General features: G+C 68.1%; 19 protein-coding genes and 1 tRNA gene. 6 read left to right on the top strand and 14 right to left on the bottom strand.

Annotated elements, in window-relative coordinates; all coding sequences use genetic code 11:
* Nucleotides 1-19: 19 nt before the first annotated feature.
* The 4 genes from ACYQ5L_RS32165 to dapE all read right to left on the bottom strand — a co-directional run bounded on the left by ACYQ5L_RS32165 (nt 20) and on the right by dapE (nt 4,434).
* Nucleotides 20-1,789, bottom strand: a complete 1,770-nt coding sequence (locus ACYQ5L_RS32165) for a long-chain-acyl-CoA synthetase (protein ID WP_459961943.1) — start codon at nt 1,787-1,789, stop codon at nt 20-22.
* A gap of 138 nt (nt 1,790-1,927) precedes the next feature.
* The gene (locus tag ACYQ5L_RS32170) at nt 1,928-2,479 is read right to left on the bottom strand and encodes an LOG family protein (RefSeq protein WP_459961944.1); all 552 of its coding nucleotides are present in this window, start codon (nt 2,477-2,479) and stop codon (nt 1,928-1,930) included.
* Nucleotides 2,473-3,279: an LOG family protein gene (locus ACYQ5L_RS32175; RefSeq protein WP_459961945.1), complete on the bottom strand. Its 807-nt coding sequence runs from the start codon at nt 3,277-3,279 to the stop codon at nt 2,473-2,475. Before ACYQ5L_RS32175 ends, ACYQ5L_RS32170 begins: the two co-directional genes overlap by 7 nt.
* Before the next feature lie 51 nt (nt 3,280-3,330).
* Nucleotides 3,331-4,434, bottom strand: coding sequence for a succinyl-diaminopimelate desuccinylase (gene dapE / locus ACYQ5L_RS32180; protein ID WP_459961946.1), 1,104 nt, complete (start codon nt 4,432-4,434; stop codon nt 3,331-3,333).
* Between the two features lie 165 nt (nt 4,435-4,599).
* Between dapE and dapD the strand changes: the two genes are divergently transcribed.
* A complete protein-coding gene (gene dapD, locus ACYQ5L_RS32185) occupies nt 4,600-5,553 on the top strand; it encodes a 2,3,4,5-tetrahydropyridine-2,6-dicarboxylate N-succinyltransferase (RefSeq protein ID WP_459961947.1) in 954 nt (317 codons plus the stop codon).
* Nucleotides 5,554-5,722: 169 nt separating this feature from the next.
* Here dapD and ACYQ5L_RS32190 read toward each other — a convergent pair whose 3' ends face one another.
* A complete protein-coding gene (locus tag ACYQ5L_RS32190) occupies nt 5,723-6,091 on the bottom strand; it encodes a PPOX class F420-dependent oxidoreductase (protein WP_459961948.1) in 369 nt (122 codons plus the stop codon).
* Nucleotides 6,092-6,139: 48 nt separating this feature from the next.
* Nucleotides 6,140-7,549, bottom strand: a complete 1,410-nt coding sequence (locus tag ACYQ5L_RS32195) for an acyl-CoA synthetase (protein WP_459963612.1) — start codon at nt 7,547-7,549, stop codon at nt 6,140-6,142.
* A gap of 91 nt (nt 7,550-7,640) precedes the next feature.
* Between ACYQ5L_RS32195 and ACYQ5L_RS32200 the strand changes: the two genes are divergently transcribed.
* The 3 genes from ACYQ5L_RS32200 (at nt 7,641) to ACYQ5L_RS32210 (ending at nt 10,453) form a co-directional block, all read left to right on the top strand.
* Nucleotides 7,641-8,213 (top strand): TetR/AcrR family transcriptional regulator, encoded by a 573-nt coding sequence (locus ACYQ5L_RS32200; protein WP_459961949.1) that lies wholly within the window; start codon nt 7,641-7,643, stop codon nt 8,211-8,213.
* Between the two features lie 77 nt (nt 8,214-8,290).
* On the top strand, nt 8,291-9,478 hold the full coding sequence (locus ACYQ5L_RS32205) for a Cmx/CmrA family chloramphenicol efflux MFS transporter (protein ID WP_459961950.1): 1,188 nt from the start codon (nt 8,291-8,293) through the stop codon (nt 9,476-9,478).
* Between the two features lie 117 nt (nt 9,479-9,595).
* The gene (locus ACYQ5L_RS32210) at nt 9,596-10,453 is read left to right on the top strand and encodes an oxygenase MpaB family protein (RefSeq protein WP_459961951.1); all 858 of its coding nucleotides are present in this window, start codon (nt 9,596-9,598) and stop codon (nt 10,451-10,453) included.
* A gap of 18 nt (nt 10,454-10,471) precedes the next feature.
* Here ACYQ5L_RS32210 and ACYQ5L_RS32215 read toward each other — a convergent pair whose 3' ends face one another.
* Nucleotides 10,472-11,104 carry a TetR/AcrR family transcriptional regulator gene (locus ACYQ5L_RS32215; RefSeq protein ID WP_459961952.1) on the bottom strand — a complete coding sequence of 211 codons (633 nt, stop codon included), beginning with the start codon at nt 11,102-11,104 and terminating at the stop codon, nt 10,472-10,474.
* A gap of 146 nt (nt 11,105-11,250) precedes the next feature.
* Here ACYQ5L_RS32215 and ACYQ5L_RS32220 point away from each other — a divergent pair, with 146 nt between their 5' ends.
* A complete protein-coding gene (locus ACYQ5L_RS32220) occupies nt 11,251-12,120 on the top strand; it encodes an oxygenase MpaB family protein (RefSeq protein ID WP_459961953.1) in 870 nt (289 codons plus the stop codon).
* A 1-nt stretch (nt 12,121) separates the two neighbouring features.
* On the opposite strand, the gene ACYQ5L_RS32225 is transcribed toward ACYQ5L_RS32220, so the two are convergent.
* The 7 genes from ACYQ5L_RS32225 to ACYQ5L_RS32255 all read right to left on the bottom strand — a co-directional run bounded on the left by ACYQ5L_RS32225 (nt 12,122) and on the right by ACYQ5L_RS32255 (nt 20,924).
* Complete coding sequence (locus ACYQ5L_RS32225; protein WP_459961954.1) at nt 12,122-13,069, bottom strand: proline dehydrogenase family protein; 948 nt, start codon at nt 13,067-13,069, stop codon at nt 12,122-12,124.
* Entirely contained in the window at nt 13,066-14,703 is a 1,638-nt protein-coding gene (pruA, locus tag ACYQ5L_RS32230; protein ID WP_459961955.1) for an L-glutamate gamma-semialdehyde dehydrogenase, read from the bottom strand. The genes ACYQ5L_RS32225 and pruA overlap by 4 nt, the downstream gene beginning before the upstream one ends.
* A 72-nt stretch (nt 14,704-14,775) precedes the next feature.
* The gene (locus ACYQ5L_RS32235) at nt 14,776-16,323 is read right to left on the bottom strand and encodes a GMC oxidoreductase (RefSeq protein WP_459961956.1); all 1,548 of its coding nucleotides are present in this window, start codon (nt 16,321-16,323) and stop codon (nt 14,776-14,778) included.
* A 233-nt stretch (nt 16,324-16,556) separates the two neighbouring features.
* A tRNA-Asp gene (locus tag ACYQ5L_RS32240) sits at nt 16,557-16,630 on the bottom strand.
* A 69-nt stretch (nt 16,631-16,699) separates the two neighbouring features.
* Complete coding sequence (gene dapC / locus ACYQ5L_RS32245; RefSeq protein ID WP_459961957.1) at nt 16,700-17,806, bottom strand: succinyldiaminopimelate transaminase; 1,107 nt, start codon at nt 17,804-17,806, stop codon at nt 16,700-16,702.
* Between the two features lie 6 nt (nt 17,807-17,812).
* Entirely contained in the window at nt 17,813-18,136 is a 324-nt protein-coding gene (gene fdxA, locus ACYQ5L_RS32250; RefSeq protein ID WP_029931437.1) for a ferredoxin, read from the bottom strand.
* A 154-nt stretch (nt 18,137-18,290) separates the two neighbouring features.
* Nucleotides 18,291-20,924: a bifunctional FO biosynthesis protein CofGH gene (locus ACYQ5L_RS32255; protein WP_459961958.1), complete on the bottom strand. Its 2,634-nt coding sequence runs from the start codon at nt 20,922-20,924 to the stop codon at nt 18,291-18,293.
* 260 nt (nt 20,925-21,184) lie between these two features.
* Here ACYQ5L_RS32255 and ACYQ5L_RS32260 point away from each other — a divergent pair, with 260 nt between their 5' ends.
* Nucleotides 21,185-21,691: a PH domain-containing protein gene (locus ACYQ5L_RS32260; protein ID WP_459961959.1), complete on the top strand. Its 507-nt coding sequence runs from the start codon at nt 21,185-21,187 to the stop codon at nt 21,689-21,691.
* Nucleotides 21,692-21,779 lie beyond the last annotated feature (88 nt).

The raw sequence follows: 21,779 nt of genomic DNA on the forward strand, positions 1-21,779 counted from the left end.
AGTCAAGGGTCGTGCGCGCTCAGAGGCGGGGCGCCCGGCCCGCGGCTACCTCGGCGGGGTAGTCGTCGTGGAACGGGACGTAGCCTTCGGCGCGGCCGGACAGGGCGTAGAGGGTGCCTTCGGTGTCGGGGGCGAAGCCTTGTTTGCGGAGTTCCACCTTGCGGCTCTTGAAGGTCGAGGTCTGCTCGAGTTCGGCGACGACGCGGACGAAGAGGGGGACGGCGTAGGCGGGGAGGCGGTCGAAGAGGGCCTTGGCCGTGGCCTGGCCGTCGAAAGTCGTGTCCTCGCGCAGGGTTACGGCGGCCATGCCCGCCTTGCCGTCGGCGCCGGGGATGTCCACGCCGTAGACGACGGCCTGGGTGATGGCGTCGATGCCGTCGAAGGCGCCTTCCACTTCGGTGGTGGCGACGTTCTCGCCCTTCCAGCGGAAGGTGTCGCCGAGGCGGTCCACGAAGGCGATGTGGCCCCAGCCCTGGTTGCGCACCAGATCGCCGGTGTCGAACCAGCAGTCGCCCTTCTTGAAACCGTCGCGGACGAGTTTGGCCTCGGTGGCGGCCTGGTCGGTGTAGCCGTCGAAGGGTGAGCGCGTGGTGACCTTGGACAGCAGCAGCCCCACGCCGCCGGTGCGGACGCCGCGCAGTTTGCCGTCGGGACCGCGCTTGGCCTTGCCGGTGGCGTCGTCGTATTCGACGACCGCGTAGGGCAGCGGGGTGAACCCGGCGGTCTTGTCGATGCTGAAGGCATTGATGAAGGCGACGTTTCCCTCACTGGCGCCGTAGAACTCGACGATCCGGGTGATGCCGAATCGATCCCGGAACTCATCCCACAGTTCCGGGCGCAGGCCGTTGCCGACCGCCAGGCGCACGGTGTGCAGCCGGTCGGTGCGCTTGGGCGGCTGATTGATCAGATAGCGGCACAGTTCACCGATGTAGACGAAGGCGGTGGCCCGGTTGGCGATGGCCTCGTCCCAGAAGCGGGAGGCCGAGAACTTGGCTCCCAGTGCGAAAGTCGAGCCGCCGGCGATCACCGAGGCCAGCGCCACGGTGAGGGCGTTGTTGTGATAGAGCGGCAGGCAGCAGTACAGCGTGTCGTCGCCGCGCAGCCGCACGCCGAGGCCGCCGATGCCGGCCATGGCCTTGACCCAGCGCAGGTGGGTCATGACGCTGGCCTTGGGCAGGCCGGTGGTGCCGGAGGTGAAGATGAGATAGGCGCGCTCGCGGGCCGTGATCTCTTCCGTGACAGCGGGATCGCGATCGTCGGCGGTGTGCGCCGCCGCCTCCAGCTCCCGCGACCACAGCAGGTTGGGGCGCGCCTCGGTGAGCGTCTCCAAGGCGTCGGCGCATTCCTCGCCGATCACGTCGACCACCGAGTCCAGCAGCCCGAAACTGTGCTGCAGCACGGTATCCCGCTGATTGTGGTTGAGCAGCCCGGCGGTGGCGCCGAGCTTCACCGCGGCCAGCACGGTCAGCAGTGCCTCGGGCCGGTTGACCATGAGGATGCCGACCACGTCCCCGCGCTGCACCCCGCGCGCGGCCAGCACGTGCGCGTACCGGTTGACCATGGAATTGGCTTCGCCCCAGGAGTATTCGCGGCCTTCGAAGCGCAGGAAGGGCCGGTCCGGATGCTTGGCGGCGGCGCGCTGGAAGTACAGCCCGATGGAGGCCTTGTCGCCGGATTTCACCAGCATGTGCACGGCATTGCGGAGCATGCCCGGCAGCTGCGTGGCCATCCCGGGCAGACTGCGGGCCAGGTCCGCCGGACTCACTGTCGTATGGGCGTCGGTATTCACTGCGTCGTGCTCCTCACCGGGTCGTGCTTATTCGTCACACTTGTCGATGATGTCCGGATTGTCGAGTGAAACTAGTTAGTTTCGCTTGAAATCGGCACACGCGGTCACGGGATGGCGCGATCGGTCAAGCGGCGCGGTTCAGAGCTCCGGATAGAGCGCGGCGAACGCCTCGTCGAACTCGGCGGTCACGATGACCTTGGCCCGCGCCTCACGCCCCAGATAGCCGGTGCCGCGCAGGCCCTCGATCCACTCGAACAGGCCGCGGTAGTGTCCCTCGGGATCGAGCACCACCACCGGCTTGTCGTGCACGCCCAGATAGGCCCCGGTCCAGGTTTCGAAGAGCTCCTCGAGGGTGCCGACGCCGCCGGGCAGGGTGAGGAAGGCGTCGGCGCGATCGTCCATGATCTGCTTGCGCTCGCGCATGGTGTCGGTGACGATCAGCTCGTCGGCGTCGGTGTCGGCGACCTCCAGATGCACCAGCTTCTTCGGGATGACGCCGACGGTGGTCGCGCCCGCCGCCCGCGCCGCCGTGGCCACCGCGCCCATCATGGATACGCAGCCGCCGCCGGAGACCAATTGCCAACCGCGGCGGCCGATTTCGGTACCGACCTGCTCTGCCAGCGCCAGCGCCGCCGGATCGGCGGTGCTGGCCGAGCAGTACACGCACACCGAATAGGGATCGCTCACCACTCGTCCTTCACAATGGGGGCATCCTGCATCTCGGCGCGCGCCTGCGCGGCCTGCAGCACGATCTGCACGACTTCGTCCACGCTGTCGGTGACATGCAGCAGGCTCATGTCACCCGGTGCGATCTTGGCGGAGCCGAGCAGCGAATCGCGCAGCCAATCCACCAGGCCCGCCCAGTATTTGCTGCCGAACAGGATGATCGGGAAGCGGGTGATCTTGCGGGTCTGCACCAGCGTCAGCGCCTCGAACAGCTCGTCGAGGGTGCCGAATCCGCCCGGGAGGCAGATGAATGCCTCGGAGTACTTGACGAACATGGTCTTGCGGGCGAAGAAGTACCGGAAGTTGATGCCGAGGTCGACCCACTCGTTGAGGTGCTGTTCGAACGGCAGCTCGATGCCCAGGCCGATCGAATAGCCGCCCGCCTCCGAGGCGCCGCGGTTGGCGGCCTCCATGGCGCCCGGGCCGCCGCCGGTGATGACAGCGAATCCGGCGCGCGCCAGTGCGCCGCCGATGGCCAGGCCCGCCTGATACTCCGGATGCTCCGGGGTGGTGCGCGCCGAGCCGAAGACCGCCACCGCGCGCGGCACCTCCGCCAAAGCGCCGAAGCCCTCGACGAATTCGGCCTGAATGCGCAGCACCCGCCACGGATCGGTGTGCACCCAGTCGGCGGCGTCCCGCGAATCGAGCAGATGCTGATCGGTGGTCCCGATGTTCTTCTTCCGATCCCGCCGCAGCATTATCGGGCCGCGGAAGCGTGGTGATTTCGAGGTACCCGCGCTGGGAAATTCAGCCTCAGCAGACATGTAGCCAACCTACCCGTGCCGGGTTGCGTCCAGGAGAATGTGCCGAATCGATCAGTTCTTGTCGCCCGTCAGATAGCTGCGCAGCATGGATGTGACCTGGGTGATCTGCCGGACCGGCAGGTGCTCGTCGCGCTTGTGGGCGAGATTGGGGTCGCCCGGGCCGAAGTTGATGGCCGGAATGCCGCGCGCGGCGAACCGGGAGACATCGGTCCAGCCGTACTTGGCGCGCACGCCGCCGCTGCCGTGCGCGTGCACGATCTCGATCAGATCCTTGGCGGCCGGGGCCGACAGGCCCGGCAGCGCGCCCGGTGCGCCGTCGGTGCGCTCGAAGCCCAGCTCCAGCCCGGCGAAGACCTCGCGCACATGCTCGGTGGCCTGCTCGAGGGTGCGGTCGGGGGCGAAGCGGAAGTTCACGTCCACCTCGGCGGCGTCCGGGACCACATTGCCCGCCACGCCGCCGGAGACGCGAACCGCGGACAGGCCCTCGCGGTACACGCAGCCGTCGATGTCCACCTCGCGCGCCCGATAGTTCGCGAGCCGCTCCAGAATGGGCGCGAGCCGGTGAATGGCATTGTCGCCCAGCCAGGCTCGCGCACTGTGCGCGCGCACGCCGGTGGTGGTGAGGCGCACCCGCAGAGTGCCCTGGCAGCCGGCCTCGACCCAGCCGCCGGAGGGCTCGCCGAGTACGGCCAGATCGCCGTCCAGCCATTCGGGGAGTTCGCGTTCGATGCGCCCGAGGCCGTTGAACTCCGAGGCGATCTCCTCGCAGTCGTAGAAGATGAGCGTCAGATCGTGCACCGGATCGGCGACCGTGGCGGCCAGGTGCAGGAAGACCGCGTCACCGGATTTCATGTCCACGGTGCCGCAGCCCCACAGCTCGCGCTCGCCGTCGGCCCCGACCTCGAAGCGGCTGGGGACGTTGTCGGCAATGGGCACGGTGTCCAGATGCCCGGCGAGGATGACCCGGGTCGGCAGCCCGCGGTTGGTACGGGCCAGCACCGTATTGCCGTGCCGCGCGATCTCGAACCCGCTGGTCTGCTCGCGCAGCGTCAGCTCCACGACATCGGCGATGAGCGCCTCGTCCTTGGACACGCTGGGAATGTCCACCAGAGCGGCGGCAAGGTCGATGGGATCGGCGCTCAGATCGATGGTCACCTATTCCACCCTAATTGAGGAACCATCTCCGTTCTCAGCGTCCCACCTGCGATGGCACAAAACGGTGGCTGTTCGCGCAGGGTGTCAGTCCCCTGCCGGGCGCGTCGGGTGTGCGGTCGAGGGAGGAACCCACTTCGATTCCGCGGCCCGGTAACCTCTGAGGACGTGAGCACTCAGGGAGCAGTAGCAGTCGGTCTCGCCACCATTACCGAGAACGGGACGGTGCTCGACACCTGGTACCCGTATCCGGAGCTGGGCGACTTCGCCGAGACCGGCACGCAGCGGCTGGATGCCTCGGATGTCGAGTACGCCAAGTTCGCCGAGCTGGCCGGCGCCGACAAGGAACGCCGCGTCGAGCTGGTCGTCGTGCGCACCACCATCGCGGATCTGTCGGCCGCGCCGGTCGACACCCATGACGCCTATCTGCGCCTGCAGCTGCTCTCGCACCGCCTGGTCCGCCCGCACGGCGCGAATCTGGACGGCGTGTTCGGCCTGCTCGCCAATGTGGCGTGGACCAACTTCGGCCCGTGCTCGCTGGAGGAGTTCGAGCTGACCCGCCTGCGGCTGCGCGCCCGCGGCCCGGTCACCGTGTACGGCGTGGACAAGTTCCCGCGCATGGTCGACTACGTGGTCCCCTCCGGCGTGCGCATCGCCGACGCCGATCGCGTGCGCCTGGGCGCGCACCTGGCCTCGGGCACCACGGTCATGCACGAGGGCTTCGTGAACTTCAATGCCGGCACGCTCGGCAGCTCCATGGTCGAGGGCCGCATCTCGGCCGGTGTGGTGGTCGGCGACGGCTCCGATATCGGCGGCGGCGCGTCCATCATGGGCACCCTGTCCGGCGGCGGCAAGCAGGTCATCGCGCTGGGCGAGCGCTGCCTGCTGGGCGCCAACGCCGGCATCGGCATCTCGCTCGGCGACGACTGCGTGGTCGAGGCGGGCCTGTACGTCACCGCGGGCACCAAGGTCACCCTGCCGGACGGCGCGGTCGTCAAGGCCGCCGAACTGAGCGGCAAGTCCAACCTGCTGTTCCGCCGCAACTCGGTCTCGGGTGCGGTGGAAGTGGTGGCGCACAAGGGCACCGGCATCGAGCTCAACGCCGACCTGCACGCCAACTGACATCGGGCGCGGTGTCGCCCCTCGGATCCCACCAAAGGCGACAACTGATTTCGTGCGGCCCGGGTAACTCCTGGGGTACCCCCAGAATGGTCGGGCATCCGAACCGCCGGCACGCGTGCACGACAGTTCACGGCACCCGAGCCGTGCGCTGAAGTTCCGGGGAGGCGGATCAGATGCCGAAGGCGAGGACGCGTTCGGGGGTCAGGCGGATGAGTTCGCGCGACATGCCCTCGGCGTAGGGGCCCACATCCTTCAAGGCCTGTGCGGTGCCGCGGATTTCGAGGCAGCGCACGGTCCACGGGCTGGTCGAGACCACATCGTCGACGACGAGGGAGACCCGCTCCTCCTTGGCCAGGTTGCGGAACTTCTGGGTGGCGCCCATGCGGTAGCCGCCGATGTCGATGGTGCCGAGCGGGGCGTTGTACCGGAAGCCGACCGGGTTGTTCTGCGGCGAGCCGTCTGGGCGGACGGTGGCCAGGCGGCCGAGCAGCTGGCTCTCGAGATAGTCGATCTGGGCGGGCGTCAGTCGTGCGATCATGCCTGCGACGGTAGGACCTCGAGTGCACTCGAGGTCAAGTCGCGCCGGTCAGAGCAGCAGTTTCTTCTGCACCTTGCCCATGGCATTGCGCGGCAGGGCATCCACCACGCGCACCTCGCGCGGGCGCTTGTGCACCGAGAGTTCGCCCGCCACATGGTCGATCAGGCGCTGTTCGATGGAATCGCCCGCGCCGTCCCGCAATACGACGAAGGCGACGATGCGCTGCCCCAGATCCGCGTCGGGCACACCGATGACCGCGGTCTCGGCCACCTCGGGGTGACCCAGCAGCGAGGTCTCGATCTCGCCCGCGCCGATGCGGTACCCGCCGGACTTGATGAGGTCCACCGATTCCCGGCCCACGATGCGGTGGAAGCCCTCGGGGTCGATGACCGCCACGTCGCCGGTCTTGAACCAGCCGTCGTCGGTGAAGTTCTCGGCGGTGACCTCGGGCTTGTTCAGGTAGCCGTCGAACAGCATGGGACCGCGCACCTGGAGTCCGCCGACGCTTTCCCCGTCGTGCGCAACGGGATTGCCCGCCTCGTCGCGCAGCCGGGTCTCGACACCGGCGACCGGGGTGCCGACCCAGCCGGGGCGGCGTTCGCCATCGGGCCGGGTGGAGATGGTGATCATGGTTTCGCTCATGCCGTAGCGCTCGAGCGGGGCCTGGCCGGTGAGTTCGCGCAGCCGCTCGAAGACCGGCACCGGCAGCGGTGCGCTCCCGGAGATGAGGAGGCGCGCCTTGGCCAATTCCCGTGCCGCATCCGGTTCTTCGGCCACGCGGGACCAGACGGTGGGCACACCGAAGTACATGGTGCCGTGCGCCTCGGCATACGCCTGCGGAGTGGGCTTGCCGGTGTGGACGAGCGGGCTGCCGACGCGCAGCGGGCCCAGTACGCCGAGGATGAGGCCGTGTACGTGGAACAGCGGAAGCCCGTGCACCAGCGTGTCTTTCGCCGTCCATTGCCAGGCCCCGGCGAGGGCGTCCAGCCCCGCGGCGATGGCGCGGCGGCTGAGCGCCACGCCCTTGGGCGCTCCGGTGGTGCCGGAGGTGTAGAGGATGAAAGCCGTTGCGCCCGGATCTGGTTCGGCATAGACGTGCCAGGACCGCGCGTGCTTGCGCACCGGCACCACCGGCAGCGTCGAGCCCTCCGGGGCCTTGCCCAGCCAAGCCTGCGCGCCCGAATCGTTCAGGATGTGCGCGAGTTCCGCGCTCCCGGCGTCCGGCGGCACCGGCACCACGGTGACGCCCGCGATGAGGCAGCCGACCACCGCCAGCACGGTGATGACGGTCGGCTCGGCCAGCACCGCCACCCGCTGCGCCCGCGCCACGCGCTCGGCGACCGAGGTGGCGGCGCCCAGCAGATCGCTGCGTGACAGCGTGACGCCCTCGATGGTGACGGCGTCCGGAATATCGAGCCCGGCGGCGACAGCGGCCGGATTCAGCGAACTCAACAACAGCGGCGACCCGTACGACACGCGTTCACGCTACCGGCTCGCCCGCCGAGGCCAGTTTTGCACTGATCTGTCCAAAATGTGTTAGCGTGAGCCCATGGCACGACCGAGGCGATTCGACGAGGACCGGGCGGTGGACGCCGCCATGCGCGCGTTCTGGGCCACCGGTTACGAGGGCACCTCGACCCAGGCGCTGTGCGAGGCCACCGGTCTGGGCCGCAGCAGCATCTACAACACCTTCGCCGGCAAGCACGAGCTGTTCGAGCGGGCGCTGCGGCACTACATGACGACCAAGAACGACAGCATCTTCGCACTGCTGGACAGTGACGCACCGGCCCGCGAGCGGATCCGCGCCCTGCTCCGACAGCCGGTGGACGCACCCGAGGACGATCCGCTGGGCTGCCTGGTGATCAATTCCCTCGTCGAGCTCGCGCCGCGCGATCCGGAGGTCGCCGCGATACTGAGCGCGGACGAGGATCGCCGCCTGGACGCCATCGCCGATGTCATTCGCAGCGGCCAGCGCGACGGCGATTTCGACAAGACCAGGGACGCACGGGAACTCGCGCAGTTCGTCACCGCCATTATCGGCGGCATGCGGGTGTCGGCGCGCGGTGGAGCCACCCGCGACACCTTGGCCGCTATCGCGAAGACGGCACTGAACGCCCTGTAAACCAACGACTTTCCGACCGGGGGCCGCTTTCGCCGCCCTCATTTTGAACAGATCAGTCCAAAACCTGAGAGGTACCGATGCCGTTCGCCGTCTACATCCTGGGCTTGTCGATCTTCGCCCAGGGCACGTCGGAAATCATGCTTTCCGGCCTGCTTCCCGAGGTGTCCGCCGACCTCGGCGTCTCCATTCCGCAAGCGGGACTGCTGATTTCGGCCTTCGCGGTCGGCATGCTGGTCGGCGCGCCGGTACTGGCGGTGATCACGCTGCGCTGGCCGCGCCGCACCGCACTGCTGGCCTTTCTGGCGGTGTTCATCGCCGCGCAGGTGGTGGCCGCGCTGACACCCGGCTACTGGGTGCTGTTCGGCACCAGGGTGATCGGCGCCTTCGTCTACGCCGGATTCTGGGCGGTCGCCGCGACCACGGCGCTGAGCCTGGTGGCGGAGAACGCGCGCGGCAAGGCCATGAGCATTGTCGCGGGCGGGCTCACCATCGCCAATATCGTCGGGCTGCCCGCGGGCACCGCGATCGGCCAGCACCTGGGCTGGCGGGCCGCGTTCTGGGCGGTGGCCATCCTCTCGGCGCTGTCCATGGTGGGTGTGGCGGCCAAGATTCCGGGCGGGCGGCCCGCGACGGTGCCCGACCTGCGCAGCGAGGTGCGCACCATGCGCAACCCGCGACTGTGGTTGTCCTACGGCACGACCGCGCTCAGCACGGGCGCGCAACTGGTCATCTTCGCCTACCTGGGCACCCTGCTCATCGAGACGACGGGACTGGCCGCGGGCTGGATTCCGATCGTGCTGGCCATCTACGGCATCGGCGCGCTGATCGGCATCACGATCGGCGGGCGCACCTCGGACGCGCATCCCTATCGGACGTTGATCGTCGGCGTGCTCGGCATCGCGCTCATCGCCGCGGCGCTGGCGCTCACCGCGACCTCCGCCGTCTCGGTCGTGGTGCTGGCATTCCTGCTGGGGGCCTTCGGATTCGCCACCAATCCGGCCCTCAACACACGGGTGTTCGCGCTGGCGGGCGCGGCGCCGACCCTGGCCACGGCGGTGAACTTCTCCTCGTTCAATGTCGGCATCACCGTCGGCCCGTGGCTGGGCGGGATCGCGATCGGCGCCGGGTTCGGCTATCCGTCGGTGGCGTGGATCGGGGCGGGGCTGGGCGTGCTCGCCCTGGGCACCATCGCCTGGTCCATGGCCTGGCAGCGCAGGACCGCCGCCACCCCGGCCGAGCAGCCCGCCTTGCAGCCCGCACACTAGCCGGTACCGGCCGGTAGGACACGAAGCGAGCACGAAGCGGCCAAGTCGATTGACAGGCGAATCGAGTGGGTAAGAAAGTTTGTATATAACCTTCTCACTCCGAGGATGTGGTCAACGATGACCAGGCCGCTTCGTGCAACACCCGAATACGCAGCAGGCGATACGCCGCCCATCGATATCCGGCAGTTCCTCGATGGCGCGGTCGGCCTGCTCGGCGGCGCCGCGAATGTCATCATGCAGCTCTCCAATCGGCCGGTGGGCTACGGCGTGGTGGAATCGCCGGTGGAGAGCGGCAATGTGATGATCCATCCGATCAAGCGGCTGCGCACCACCGTCACCTATCTGGCGGTCGCCATGCTCGGCAGCGACGAGGAGCGCGAGGCCTACCGCGAGGCCGTCGACACCTCGCACAAGCAGGTGCGCTCCCGCGCCGGAAGTACGGTGAAGTACAACGCTTTCGACCCGAACCTCCAGTTGTGGGTGGCGGCCTGCCTGTACTGGGGCGCGCGCGATCTGTACGAGCGCATGCACGGCCCCATGACCGACACCGATGCCGACGCCTTCTACCACTACGCCGCCCGGCTGGGCACCACCCTGCAGATGCGCCCGGAGATGTGGCCCGCGAATCGTGTTGCCTTCGACCGGTATTGGGAGGAGAACCTCGCCAAGACCGTCATCGATCCCAAGATCCGCGCCTACTTCGACGATCTCATCGACCTGAAGATGCTGCCCCGCCCGTTCCAGCTGGCCTTCGGCGGCGTGCACCGCTTCTTCGTGATCGGCCTGCTGCCACCGCATCTGCGCGATGAGATGGGCGCGACCTGGTCGCCGCGGCAGGACCGGCTGCTCGCAACGACTTTGAAGGCCATCGGCGCGGCCGAATCGGTCCTGCCGACGCCCGTGCGCAGCTTCCCGCTCAACTTCTATCTCATGGACATGCGCGTGCGCCGCCGTCTCGGCCTGCGCCTGGTCTGAAGCGAAACCGGTTCCGGCTCAGCCGATCCGGAACCCGGGCACCACGTGGTCGCGGGCGAACCGGCGCAATGCCGCCGGATCGTCGAGCGGGATCACGGTCTGCGGTGTGAGCGCCAGCGACAGCGCCGCCCGGGCGATCATCTCGGCCAGCGGCAGCGGATCGTATTCGGGCAGTTTGCCTTCCGCCTGCAGGCGGGCGATGAACTCGGCGAGATAGTCGCGCCCCAGCTCGATGACGGGCGCGCCCTGCACCGTGAGGTAGGGCAGCACGATCTCCGGTTCGGTCTTCAGCAGGCGATCCAGCAGCGCATTGCCGCGCAAGCCCTCGGTGAAGGCGATGAACAGGGCGACGATCTGGTCCTGGGCGCTGGCATCGCGCTCGACCTCGGCCTGGATGGCGGCATCGGCCTCGGCGATGAACTGCCGCGCCTGGCGCAGCCCGACCGCCTGGATCAGATCGTTCTTGCCGGCGTAGCGCCGATACAGCGTCGCCAGCGAGAGACCGCCGCGCCGGGCCACCTCGACCATGCTGGTGCGCTTGATGCCGAAGTCGAGAAAGGCCATGAGCGCGGCATCGAGCACCTTCGCCTGATTGCGGTCCTCCGGACCGGATCCGCGCACGAGCGGGAGCAGTTTGGCCAGTTTGGCCATGGTCCGAGCCCTTTCCGGTCGCGAAGATACGATGAGGCACCAATCATCGCACATTGACACGCACCCACCTCGATGAGAGGGTGAGAGGCGAATATTCTCACACTCTCCTCACAGGCGAGGAGTGACGACGAGGAGTCGAGTCAACGATGACCGCCGCCCTGCGTAACTCTGATGAATACCGTCCGGTTGGCACTTATGAGCCCATTACCCCGGAGAGCGCCCGCGAATACCTCGACGGCATCGCCGCCTTCCTGGGCGGCGCCGCCAATGTGATCATGCAGCTCTCGCACAAGCCGGTCGGCTACGGCGTCATGGAGAGCGACGTGGACAGCGGCAAGGTCACGCTGCATCCGATCAAGCGGCTGCGCACCACCCTCACCTACCTCGCCGTCGCCTGGCTGGGCGACGAGGACGATCGCCGCGACTACCGCGAGGCCGTCAACCGCTCGCATCGGACCATTCGCACCAAGCCCGGCAGCCCGGTCAAGTACAACGCCTTCGACCCGAACCTGCAGCTGTGGGTGGCGGCCTGCCTGTACTGGGGCGTGGACGATCTGCTGCTGCGCATGCGCGGACCCATGGATCCGGAGGCGGCGGAAGCCTTCTACCAGTACAGCTCCCGGCTCGGCACCACCTTGCAGATGCGCGAGGAGATGTGGCCGGTCAGCCGCGACGCGTTCTACGCGTACTGGGAGGAGAACCTCGTCACCCGCGAGATCGACGCCGCGACCCGCCAGTACTTCAACGATCTGGCGGATCTGAAGATGCTGCCGCTGCCGCTGCAACTCCTGCTCGGCGGCCTGCACCGTTTCATCGTCACCGCGCTGTTGCCCCAGCATCTCCGGGATCAGATGAACATGTCCTGGTCCGCCCGCGACGAGCGCGCCTTCACCGTCCTGCTGCGCCTGATCTCCGCGGTCTGGACCCGCATGCCCACGACCATCCGCCTGTTCCCGTTCAACTTCTACCTGGCCGATATGCGCCTGCGCCGCCGCCTGGGCCGCCCGCTGGTCTGAGTCAGCTCCGGTCGGCCAGGGCGCGCAGGAAGAAGCCGAGGTTGGCCGGGCGTTCGGCGAGCCGGCGCATGAGGTAGCCGTACCATTGACCGCCGTAGGGGACGTAGACGCGCAGGCCGTGGCCCTCGCTCACCAGGCGCCGCTGTTCGGCGTCGCGAATGCCGAACAGCATCTGGAACTCGAAATCGGCCGGGGTGCGGTGCTGTTCGGCGGCGAGGGTGAGGGCGGCGTCGATCATGGCCGGATCGTGCGAGGCGATCATGGGATAGCCCTTGCCGCGCATGAGGACGTCCAGGCAGCGCAGATAGGAGGCGTCGACCTCGGCGGCGCGCTGGAAGGCGACGGTCTCCGGTTCCTGATACGCGCCCTTGCACAAGCGGATTCGGGTGCCCGCCGCCGCGAGCTCGCGCAGGCGATCCTCGCAGGCGCGCAGATAGGTCTGCACGGCCACGGCCAGCCAGGGGAATTCGGTGCGCAGCTGGCGGACCGCTTCGAGGGTCTCCTCGGTGGTGGTGTGGTCCTCGGCGTCGACGGTCACCCAGACGCGGGACTCGTCGGCTTTGGAGCACAGTTTGTGCAGGTTCTCCACGGCAATGGCCGGGCCGTCCTGGCCGAGGGATTGACCCAGGGCGGAGAGCTTCACCGAGACCTCGACGCATGGCACCGCGGTATCGGGGGCCTCCAGGGCGGCCAGCTCGTCGATGAGCGAAACGTATTCCGCGACAGCGGCATCGGCCATGGACCGCTCGGTGGTGTACTCGCCGAGGAAGTCCACGCTGATCATCCGGCCGCTCGCCAGTAGTTCCCGCGCCACCGGCGCCAGCTCGGCGCGCGTCTCCCCCGCCACGAAGCGGCGCACCACCGCGGCGGTGAGCGGGGTGCGAGTGACCGCCCGCTTCAGCCGCGGCGAGTTCGCCGCGGCCAGAATGACCGGCCGCAGCGGATTCATCGCGTCTCCATGTGCGGGTAGCGGTAATCGGTCGGCGGGACGAAGGTTTCCTTGAGGGTGCGCGGGGCGACCCAGCGCAGCAGGTTGAGCGGGGAGCCCGCCTTGTCGTCGGTGCCGGAGGCGCGGGCCCCGCCGAAGGGCTGCTGCCCGACGACCGCGCCCGTGGGCTTGTCGTTGATGTAGAAGTTGCCGGCCGCGAAACGCAATGCGGTGGCGGCGTGTTCGACGGCGTGCCGGTCGCGGGCGAAGATCGCGCCGGTGAGCCCGTACGGGGAGGTGGCCTCCACGGTGGCGAGCATGGTGGCGAAGCTGTCGGGGCTGCTGTCGTCGTAGACGTGCACCGACAGCACCGGCCCGAAATACTCGGTGGCGAAGGACTCGTCGCCGGGATCATCGCTGAGCAGCACGGTGGGCCGGATGAACCAGCCTTCCGCGTCGTCGTAGACGCCGCCCGCCGGAATGGTCAGGCCGCGGCTGCGGGCATTGGCGATGGCCGCCACATTCTTGTCGTAGGCCCGCTTGTCGATCACCGCCCCGCCGAAGTTCGACAGATCGGCGACATCGCCGTAGGTGAGCTCCTCGACCTGCGCTAGGAACTCCTCCCCCATACTGCGCCACACGGATTCGGCGATATAGGCGCGGGAGGCGGCCGAGCACTTCTGGCCCTGATACTCGTAGGCTCCGCGAATCAGGGCCGTGCGCAGCGCATCCGGGTCGGCCGAGGGGTGGGCGACAATGAAATCCTTGCCGCCGGTCTCGCCGACCAGTCGCGGATAGCCGTGGTAGCGGCCGATATTCGCGCCGACCGTCTGCCAGAGGAACTGGAAGGTGCGGGTGGATCCGGTGAAGTGGATGCCCGCCAGCCGCGGATCGGCCAGCGCGATCTCCGACAACTGGGCCCCGTCACCGGTCACCATATTGATCACGCCGGGCGGCAGGCCCGCCGCCTCCAGCAGCCGCATGGTGTAGTACGCCGAAAGCGTCTGTGTCGGCGAGGGTTTCCACACCACCGTATTGCCCATCAGGGCCGGCGCGGTGGGCAGGTTCCCGGCGATGGCGGTGAAATTGAACGGCGTGATGGCGTACACGAACCCTTCCAGGGGCCGGTAGTCCATCCGATTCCACACTCCCGCCGAGGATTCCGGCTGCTGCGCCAGGATCTCCCGGGCGAAGGCCACATTGAAGCGCCAGAAGTCCACCAGTTCGCAGGGTGCGTCGATCTCGGCCTGCTGCGCGGTCTTGGACTGGCCGAGCATGGTTGCGGCGGCGATGGTTTCCCGCCACGGCCCGGCCAGCAGATCCGCCGCCCGGAGCAGGACGGCGGCGCGCTCCTCGAAGGGCAGCGCGCGCCAGCCGGGCGCGGCGGCCGTGGCGGCCTCGATGGCCGCCCGGCCCTCGTCGTGTGTGGTGTTCGTATACGTCCCCAGCACCTGCCGATGCCGATGCGGCATGGTGATGTCGAACCGCTCGCCGGTGCCGGGCTGATGTTTGCCGCCGATCACCAGCGGCACGTCCACCGAGGCGGCGGAGAGTTCAGCGAGCTTGGCCGACAGCAGCTCTCGTTCCCGGCTGCCCGGTGCGTAGGTGTGCACCGGTTCATTGGTCGGGGCGGGGACAACCGTGACAGCGTCCATAACCCAGGCTATCGCGAACTTTGCCGCCCAGGAGGGACGAACGCGCCAGCTCCTTCCGGCGCTTCCGGGGGCCTACCGTAAATCCGTAGCGACGATGTGCTCGACATTGCGTTCGGCCAGCGCGGTGATGGTGACGAACGGGTTCACCGTGGTGCTGCCCGGTATGAGGGACCCGTCGATGACGTACAGACCCGGGTAGGAGGTCAGCCGCCCGTAGTTGTCGGTGGATTGGTTGAGCACGCAACCGCCGAGCGGGTGATAGGTGAAGTCGTCGCCCCAGGTCTTGTAGAGACCGAAGAGATCGGTCCGGTAGATGGTCCCCTCCTTTTTGTTGATCTTGTCGAAGACGCGTTTGGCGGCATCGATACTGGGCTGCGCCCAGCCTGTCTGCCAGTTCAGGTCCACGCCGCCGGTCCCGGAGTTGAAGGTGAACTTGCCGCGGTTCGGATTCTTGGTAATGGCCAGGTACAGGCTGATGAAGGTCTCCAGCCCGGCCGGAATGGGCGAGACCTCCGCGAAGACCGGACCGGCGGTATCGGCCCAGTTGTCGATGCCCAGGCAGGGGATGCAGGATTGCAGGCTGCCGGTGTCGTCCCACATGTGATTGGCGCGCCCGACCATCACATTGCCGTTGTTACCCCAATTGGAGCCGACCGTGTCCGGCAGATCGGGCAGCTTGCCCTGCGCCTTCATCGACACCAGCAGCTTGCTGGTGCCCACGCTGCCCGCGGCGAAGAAGACGCGCTGCGCCACAACCGCTTTGGTGGCCACGGTCGCGCCGCTGGTGTCGAGCTGCTTCATCTCGACCTTGTACCCACCCTCGGTCGGCGAGACGGCCGTGACCTGGTGCATGGGCGTGATGCCCACCTTGCCGGTCGCCACCGCGTCGGCGAGGTAGGTCTTGTCGACAGAGTTCTTGCCGTAGTTGTTGCCGTAGATGACCTCCGACGCCAGCGCCGACCGGGTGGCTTGATTCGCCTGCTCCTGCTTCATGTAGCCGAAGTCGTACACATTCGGCACGAAGGTCCAGGCGAAGCCGGAGCGCTCGGCATGCTTGCGGCCGACGCGCGCGTAGTTGTAGCACTCGGCGGTCTCGAACCAGCTCTGGTCGAGGTTGTTGACCCCGAGGGCGGCATTGGCGCGCGGGTAGTAGGTGGAGTACATCTCGCCGGCGTCGACCGAGGGCAGGATGCCCGCGAAGTACTCCTGCTTCGGCGTGACGGCCATGCCGCCGTTCACCAGCGATCCGCCGCCCACGCCGCGGCCCTGGTAGACGCGGATGCCGCTGAACTTCTCGGAATCCAGTACGCCCGTGTACTTCTGGATGTCCTTGTTGTAGTCGCCGCCCGCGAAGTTGGAGATGGGCTGGTCGGTCCGGTTGCGCAGCCAGAAGGAGCGGCCATCCGGTTTGAGCATGCCGCAGAAGATCTTTCCGTCGGAGCCGGGCGCGGTCCAGGACATGCCCATTTCGACGACGGCGACGTCGACTCCGGCCTGGGCCAGCCGCAGCGCGGCCACCGCGCCGCCGTAGCCGCTGCCGATGACCAGGGCGGGCACCCGGTCGCCGTCGGCGAGCTGCTTGGTCGGCAGCGCCCGCGCCGCCGTCCCGCGACCTAGCACGGCAGCCCCCAGAATGACACTCGTTGCAGCTAGGAACCCCCGGCGGCTGACACTATGGCCATAACGGCTCTTACCAGAGTTTTCGTAAACGAATCCACGCACTGAAAGGCTCCTCATCGAGTGTGCAATGAGAACCTGTTATAGATGTTGTGAAGCGCGCGTGCGTCAGTTTTGCCGAACAATGAAAAAAGTCCGGCCGCAGCAGCGACCGGACTTCGTTATCTTCTGGTGTGCGACCCTGACGGGACTCGAACCCGCGACCTCCGCCGTGACAGGGCGGCGCGCTAACCAACTGCGCCACAGGGCCTTGAAGTATTCAGGCCACCGGGCCTTGCAACGTCGAAGACAGTAGCACGGACCCGGTGGCTACCGAAAATCAGCTGGTCAGACGCTCAGCAGCAGTCGCGATGCGCTCATCGGTGGCCGTCAGCGCAATGCGCACGTGCTCCGCGCCCCGGGGCCCGTAGAACTCGCCGGGGGCCGCGAGAATGCCGCGCTCGGCCAGCCAGTCCAGCGTGGTGCGGCAGGGCTCGCCGCGGGTGGACCACAGGTACAAGCCCGCCTCGGAGTCGTCGATGCGGAAACCGGCCGCCAGCAAGGCCTTCCACAGCACCTCGCGGCGGGCGCGGTAGCGCTCGCGCTGCTGGGCCTCGTGGGTGTCGTCGCCGAGGGCCGCGGTCATGGCGGCCTGGATCGGGAAGGGCAGCATCATGCCGGAGTGTTTGCGCACCTCGAGCAGTTCGGCGATGAGCGCCGGGTCGCCGGTGACGAAGCCGGCGCGGTAGCTGGCCAGATTCGAGGTCTTGGACAGCGAGTGAATGGCCAGCAGGCCGGTGTGATCGCCGTCGCAGACCTCGGGATCGAGGATGGAGACCGCGCGGCCCTCCCAGGGCAGGCCCAGGTAGCACTCGTCGGAGGCCAGGACCGCGCCGCGCTCGCGGGCGAATTCCACCACCTTGCGCAGATGTTCGACGCCCAGCACCTTGCCGGTGGGATTGGACGGCGAGTTCAGGAAGATGAGCGCCGGCTTCTCCGGGCCGAGCTGGGTCACGCCGTCGGCGCGCACATAGCGGGAGCCGGACAGCAGCGCGCCCACCTCGTAGGTGGGGTACGCCACTTCCGGGATCACGACCAGATCGTCCGGGCCCAGCCCGAGCAGTCGCGGCAGTCCGGCGATGAGTTCCTTGGTGCCGATGGCCGGCAGCACGGCAGCCGGGTCGATGCCGGTGATGCCGAAGCGCCGCTTCAGCGATTCCACCACGGCGGCACGCAATTCGGGCGTACCGTGCGTGGTCGGGTAGCCGGGCACCTCCGCCACCGAGGCCAGGGCGGCGCGGATCAGCGGGTCCACCGGATCGACCGGGGTGCCGACGGACAGATCCACCAGACCGCCGGGATGCGAGGCGGCCTTCGCCTTCACGGAAGCGATGGTGTCCCAGGGGAAATCGGGCAGCAGCGAACTGACCCGGCCACGCGCGCTCAAATCCGCTTACTCCGACGCCATCGGCGGTAGCGCGGCGATGAACGGCGGGTCGTAGTCGACCTTGCCGACCTTGGTGGCGCCGCCGGGCGAGCCGAGATCGTCGAAGAACTCGACATTGGCGTTGACGTAACCGCTCCACTGATCCGGGGTGTCGTCCTCGTAGAAGATCGCCTCCACCGGGCAGACCGGTTCACATGCACCACAGTCCACGCACTCGTCCGGTTGGATGTACAGCATGCGGCCGCCCTCGTAGATGCAGTCCACGGGGCATTCCTCGATGCACGCCTTGTCCTTCACGTCAACGCACGGTTCAGCGATGATGTACGGCACTGCCGCTCTCCTAGTCTGTCCTCACATGTGGGGTCGCTCCGCGTGGCGGAACAAGTATCCCGGCCCGGCGAAACAGTATCCCGACACCCCAACATTACTACTGGTCAGCCTGCCCTAACTTGGGTGGATTCCGTCTATCCAACCACCAGCGAAACTATCCAACCACCAGCGAAACCGGTGGCCGGTGCGGCGGCACACCATAGGTGGTGGTGCGTTGCCGGACCGGACGGCCGATTCCGGTGGCGATCTCGGTCAGTTCCTCGACGGTCTTCGCTGATCCGTGTTCGGAGCCGGCCATGCGGGAGATGGTTTCCTCCATCAAGGTGCCGCCCAGATCGTTGGCGCCGCCATTGAGCATCAACTGGGTGCCCTTGATTCCGAGTTTCACCCAGCTGGTCTGAATGTTCTCGATGCGCCCGTGCAGCATGATCCGCGCGAGCGCGTGTGCCGCTCGATTATCACGGATGGTGGGGCCCGGGCGCGAGGCTCCCGCCAGATACAGCGGTGCGCTCTGGTGCACGAAGGGGAGCAGCACGAACTCGGTGAAACCACCTGTCTCGTCCTGGATTCCGCGCAGCACCCGCAGGTGCCCGACCCAGTGCTTGGGATTGTCCACGTGACCGTACATCATGGTCGAGCTGGAGCGAATGCCCAGCTTGTGCGCGGTGGTGATGACATCGATCCAGGCCGAGGTGGGCAGTTTGCCCTTGGTCAGCACCCAGCGGACCTCATCGTCGAGGATCTCGGCGGCGGTGCCCGGAATGGTGTCGAGCCCGGCCTCTTTCAGCGCCGAGAGCCAGTCGTGCACGGATTGGCCGCCGCGGGAAGCGCCATTGACGACCTCCATCGGGCTGAAGGCGTGCACGTGCATGTCCGGGACGCGCGCCTTGATGGCGCGCACCAGGTCGGCGTAGCCGGTGACCGGCAGTTCCGGGTCGATGCCGCCCTGCATGCAGATCTCGGTCGCGCCCTCGACATGCGCCTCCCAGGCGCGGTCGGCGACCTCCTGGGCGCTCAGGCTGAAGGCGTCGGCATCGCCCTTGCGCTGGGCGAAGGCGCAGAAGCGGCAGCCGGTGTAGCAGATATTGGTGAAGTTGATATTCCGGTTGACGATGTAGGTGACGTCATCGCCCACGGTGTCGCGGCGCAGCTGATCGGCCAGGGCGGCCACGGCCTCCAGGGCCGGGCCGTCGGCGGTGGCCAGGGCCAGGTACTGGTCGTCGGTGAGCCCGGCCGGATCGCGCTCGGCGGCGCGCAGCGCGGACATGACATCGGCGTCGAAGCGTTCGGGGGCGGCGGCGGCCAGTTCGTGCACCTGCTCGCGAATGCTCTCCCAGTCGCCGAAGGCGCCCAGGCCATCGGTCTCGAGCGCGGAATCGCTGCGGGACTCGGTGTTCCGGCCCTCGCTGTCGATGGCGGTATTGAGATCGATGCGGCCGACCGACTCCCAGTCGTGGTCGGGCTCCTGCCAGGGCAGGCCGGCAGGCTTCACCTCGCGAGCCAGGCCGGTCGTCGGGTCGGCCAGGGCGGCCACATGCTTGGACACCCGCGGGTCGATCCAAGGATGGCCCGCCAGAACGTATTTCGGATGCGCGGTGAGGCGCTCGGTGAGCACGTAGCCGGCGTCGGCGGTGACCTGCGCCAGCACCTCCAGATTCGGCCAGGGCCGTTCCGGGTTCACATGATCGGGGGTGAGCGGCGAAACCCCGCCCCAGTCGTCGATTCCGGCGGCGATGAGCGCGCGGCATTCGTCCAGGGAAACCAGATTGGGCGGCGCCTGGATGCGCATCTTCGGGCCGAGCAGCAGCCGGGCCACAGCAATGGTGGCACGGAATTCCTCGAGATCGGCATCGGGGGTATTGCGCATGGCGGTGTCGTGCTTGGCCAGGAAGTTCTGCACGATCACCTCCTGCACGTGACCGAAGGCCTTGTGCGCCTTGCGGATCGCCATGATGGACTCGGCGCGCTCGGTGAGGTTCTCGCCGATGCCGACCAGAATGCCGGTGGTGAACGGCACCGAGAGCCGACCCGCGTCGGTGAGCGCGCGCAGCCGGACCGCCGGATCCTTGTCCGGGCTGCCGTAGTGCGCCTGGCCGGGTTCGGTGAACAGGCGGGTGGAGGTGGTCTCCAGCATCATGCCCATGGACGGGGCCACCGGCTTGAGGCGGGACAGCTCCTCCCAGGTCATCACGCCCGGATTCAGGTGCGGCAGCAGGCCCGTCTCCTCGAGCACCCGGATGGACATGGCGCGCACGTAGTCGAGGGTGGAGTCGTAGCCGCGCTCGTCCAGCCACTGCCTGGCCTCGGGCCAGCGTTCCTCGGGGCGGTCGCCAAGGGTGAAAAGCGCTTCCTTGCAACCTAGTTCGGCGCCCTTGCGGGCGATGTCGAGCACCTCGTCGGGTTCCAGGTACATGCCCTTGCCCTGGGCGCGTAGTTTGCCCGGCACCGTGACGAACGTGCAGTAGTGACACTTGTCCCGGCACAGATGCGTGAGCGGGATGAACACCTTGCGCGAGTAGGTGATCGGCAGCGTCTCCCCGGCGTAGCCGGCCTCCCGCAGTCCGGCGTCGCGCACCCGCGCCGCCGACGCGCTCAGATCCTCCAGATCGGCGCCGCGCGCCTGCAGCAGCACCACCGCCTCGTCGAGGTTGAGCGTGGCCCCGTCGCGCGCCCGGCGCAGCGCCCGGCGCATACCGGCGGGGCTGGGTGCGTGCTCTGTTCCCGCAGACGCACCGCGCGCGGCCGGGGGCAGCTTCGGGTTCGGTAGATCCGTCACGTCCTCGATCATGCGCCATCCATCCGACTGATCCGACTCGGGTGCCATAAGAGCAGGCAACCGGGCACACCGGAGGAGTATTCCGCCGCGGGCGCCCGAATAATGGTCCCGCACACGGGGCGGGGATGCGCGGCTACGCGCCGCCCGGCCGCGGGCGCCGCCGCCGGGTCATGCGCACGGGACGCGAGATGTGGCCGGTCCCACCGGCCGGTCCGTACGCTGCGCTCCGTATGTGCCGCGCACCGGCCCGGAATCGTGCAAGCATGGCAGGCATGTCCCAGCCAACCGCACCCGGCGGCATCATGGTGGATCCGGCCCTGCGGCCCAGCCCGCGTGCGAAGCTGCTGTGGGCGATCAGCGCCGCACTGTCCTGGGCGTTTCCCCTGGCAGGGCTGGCGGTGTGGGCGGTGCTGGACTCGAATCGGCGCGCGGTGCAGGCGTGGGTGTTCGGAATCGCGCTGGTGCTGGCCGTTTTCAGCATTGCGGTGGTGCCGCTGTGGCGGTACGCGGTGCATCGGTGGGAGATCACCGATGAGGCGGTGTATACCCGTACCGGGTGGTTGACGCAGGAGTCCCGGGTGGCTCCCATTACCCGGGTGCAGACCGTCGACACCTATCGCGGTCCGCTGGAGCGGCTGCTCGGGCTGGCGACGGTCACCGTGACCACGGCGTCCTCGGCCGGGGCCGTGCACATCAGCGCACTCGAGCTCGCGGATGCGCGCAGCACGGTCACCCGGCTCACCGCGATCGCCGCCCGGCATCGGGGTGATGCGACGTGACCGAACCGCTACGCCCGAATCCCACCGATCCGGCACCGCTGCGACCGGCCGCGGGCCCGCCGGCCGAGCAGTCGAGCGCCTGGCAGCG

The organism is Nocardia sp. IFM 10818, from assembly GCF_054655275.1.

Bases quoted from the DNA above. Each gene is read 5' to 3' on its own strand.
- ACYQ5L_RS32175 (WP_459961945.1), bottom strand. From the start codon at position 3,279: ATGTCTGCTGAGGCTGAATTTCCCAGCGCGGGTACCTCGAAATCACCA.
- ACYQ5L_RS32190 (WP_459961948.1), bottom strand. From the start codon at position 6,091: ATGATCGCACGACTGACGCCCGCCCAGATCGACTATCTCGAGAGCCAG.
- ACYQ5L_RS32200 (WP_459961949.1), top strand. From the start codon at position 7,641: ATGGCACGACCGAGGCGATTCGACGAGGACCGGGCGGTGGACGCCGCC.
- ACYQ5L_RS32205 (WP_459961950.1), top strand. From the start codon at position 8,291: ATGCCGTTCGCCGTCTACATCCTGGGCTTGTCGATCTTCGCCCAGGGC.
- ACYQ5L_RS32210 (WP_459961951.1), top strand. From the start codon at position 9,596: ATGACCAGGCCGCTTCGTGCAACACCCGAATACGCAGCAGGCGATACG.
- ACYQ5L_RS32215 (WP_459961952.1), bottom strand. From the start codon at position 11,104: ATGGCCAAACTGGCCAAACTGCTCCCGCTCGTGCGCGGATCCGGTCCG.
- ACYQ5L_RS32220 (WP_459961953.1), top strand. From the start codon at position 11,251: ATGACCGCCGCCCTGCGTAACTCTGATGAATACCGTCCGGTTGGCACT.
- ACYQ5L_RS32225 (WP_459961954.1), bottom strand. From the start codon at position 13,069: ATGAATCCGCTGCGGCCGGTCATTCTGGCCGCGGCGAACTCGCCGCGG.
- pruA (WP_459961955.1), bottom strand. From the start codon at position 14,703: ATGGACGCTGTCACGGTTGTCCCCGCCCCGACCAATGAACCGGTGCAC.
- ACYQ5L_RS32255 (WP_459961958.1), bottom strand. From the start codon at position 20,924: ATGATCGAGGACGTGACGGATCTACCGAACCCGAAGCTGCCCCCGGCC.
- ACYQ5L_RS32260 (WP_459961959.1), top strand. From the start codon at position 21,185: ATGTCCCAGCCAACCGCACCCGGCGGCATCATGGTGGATCCGGCCCTG.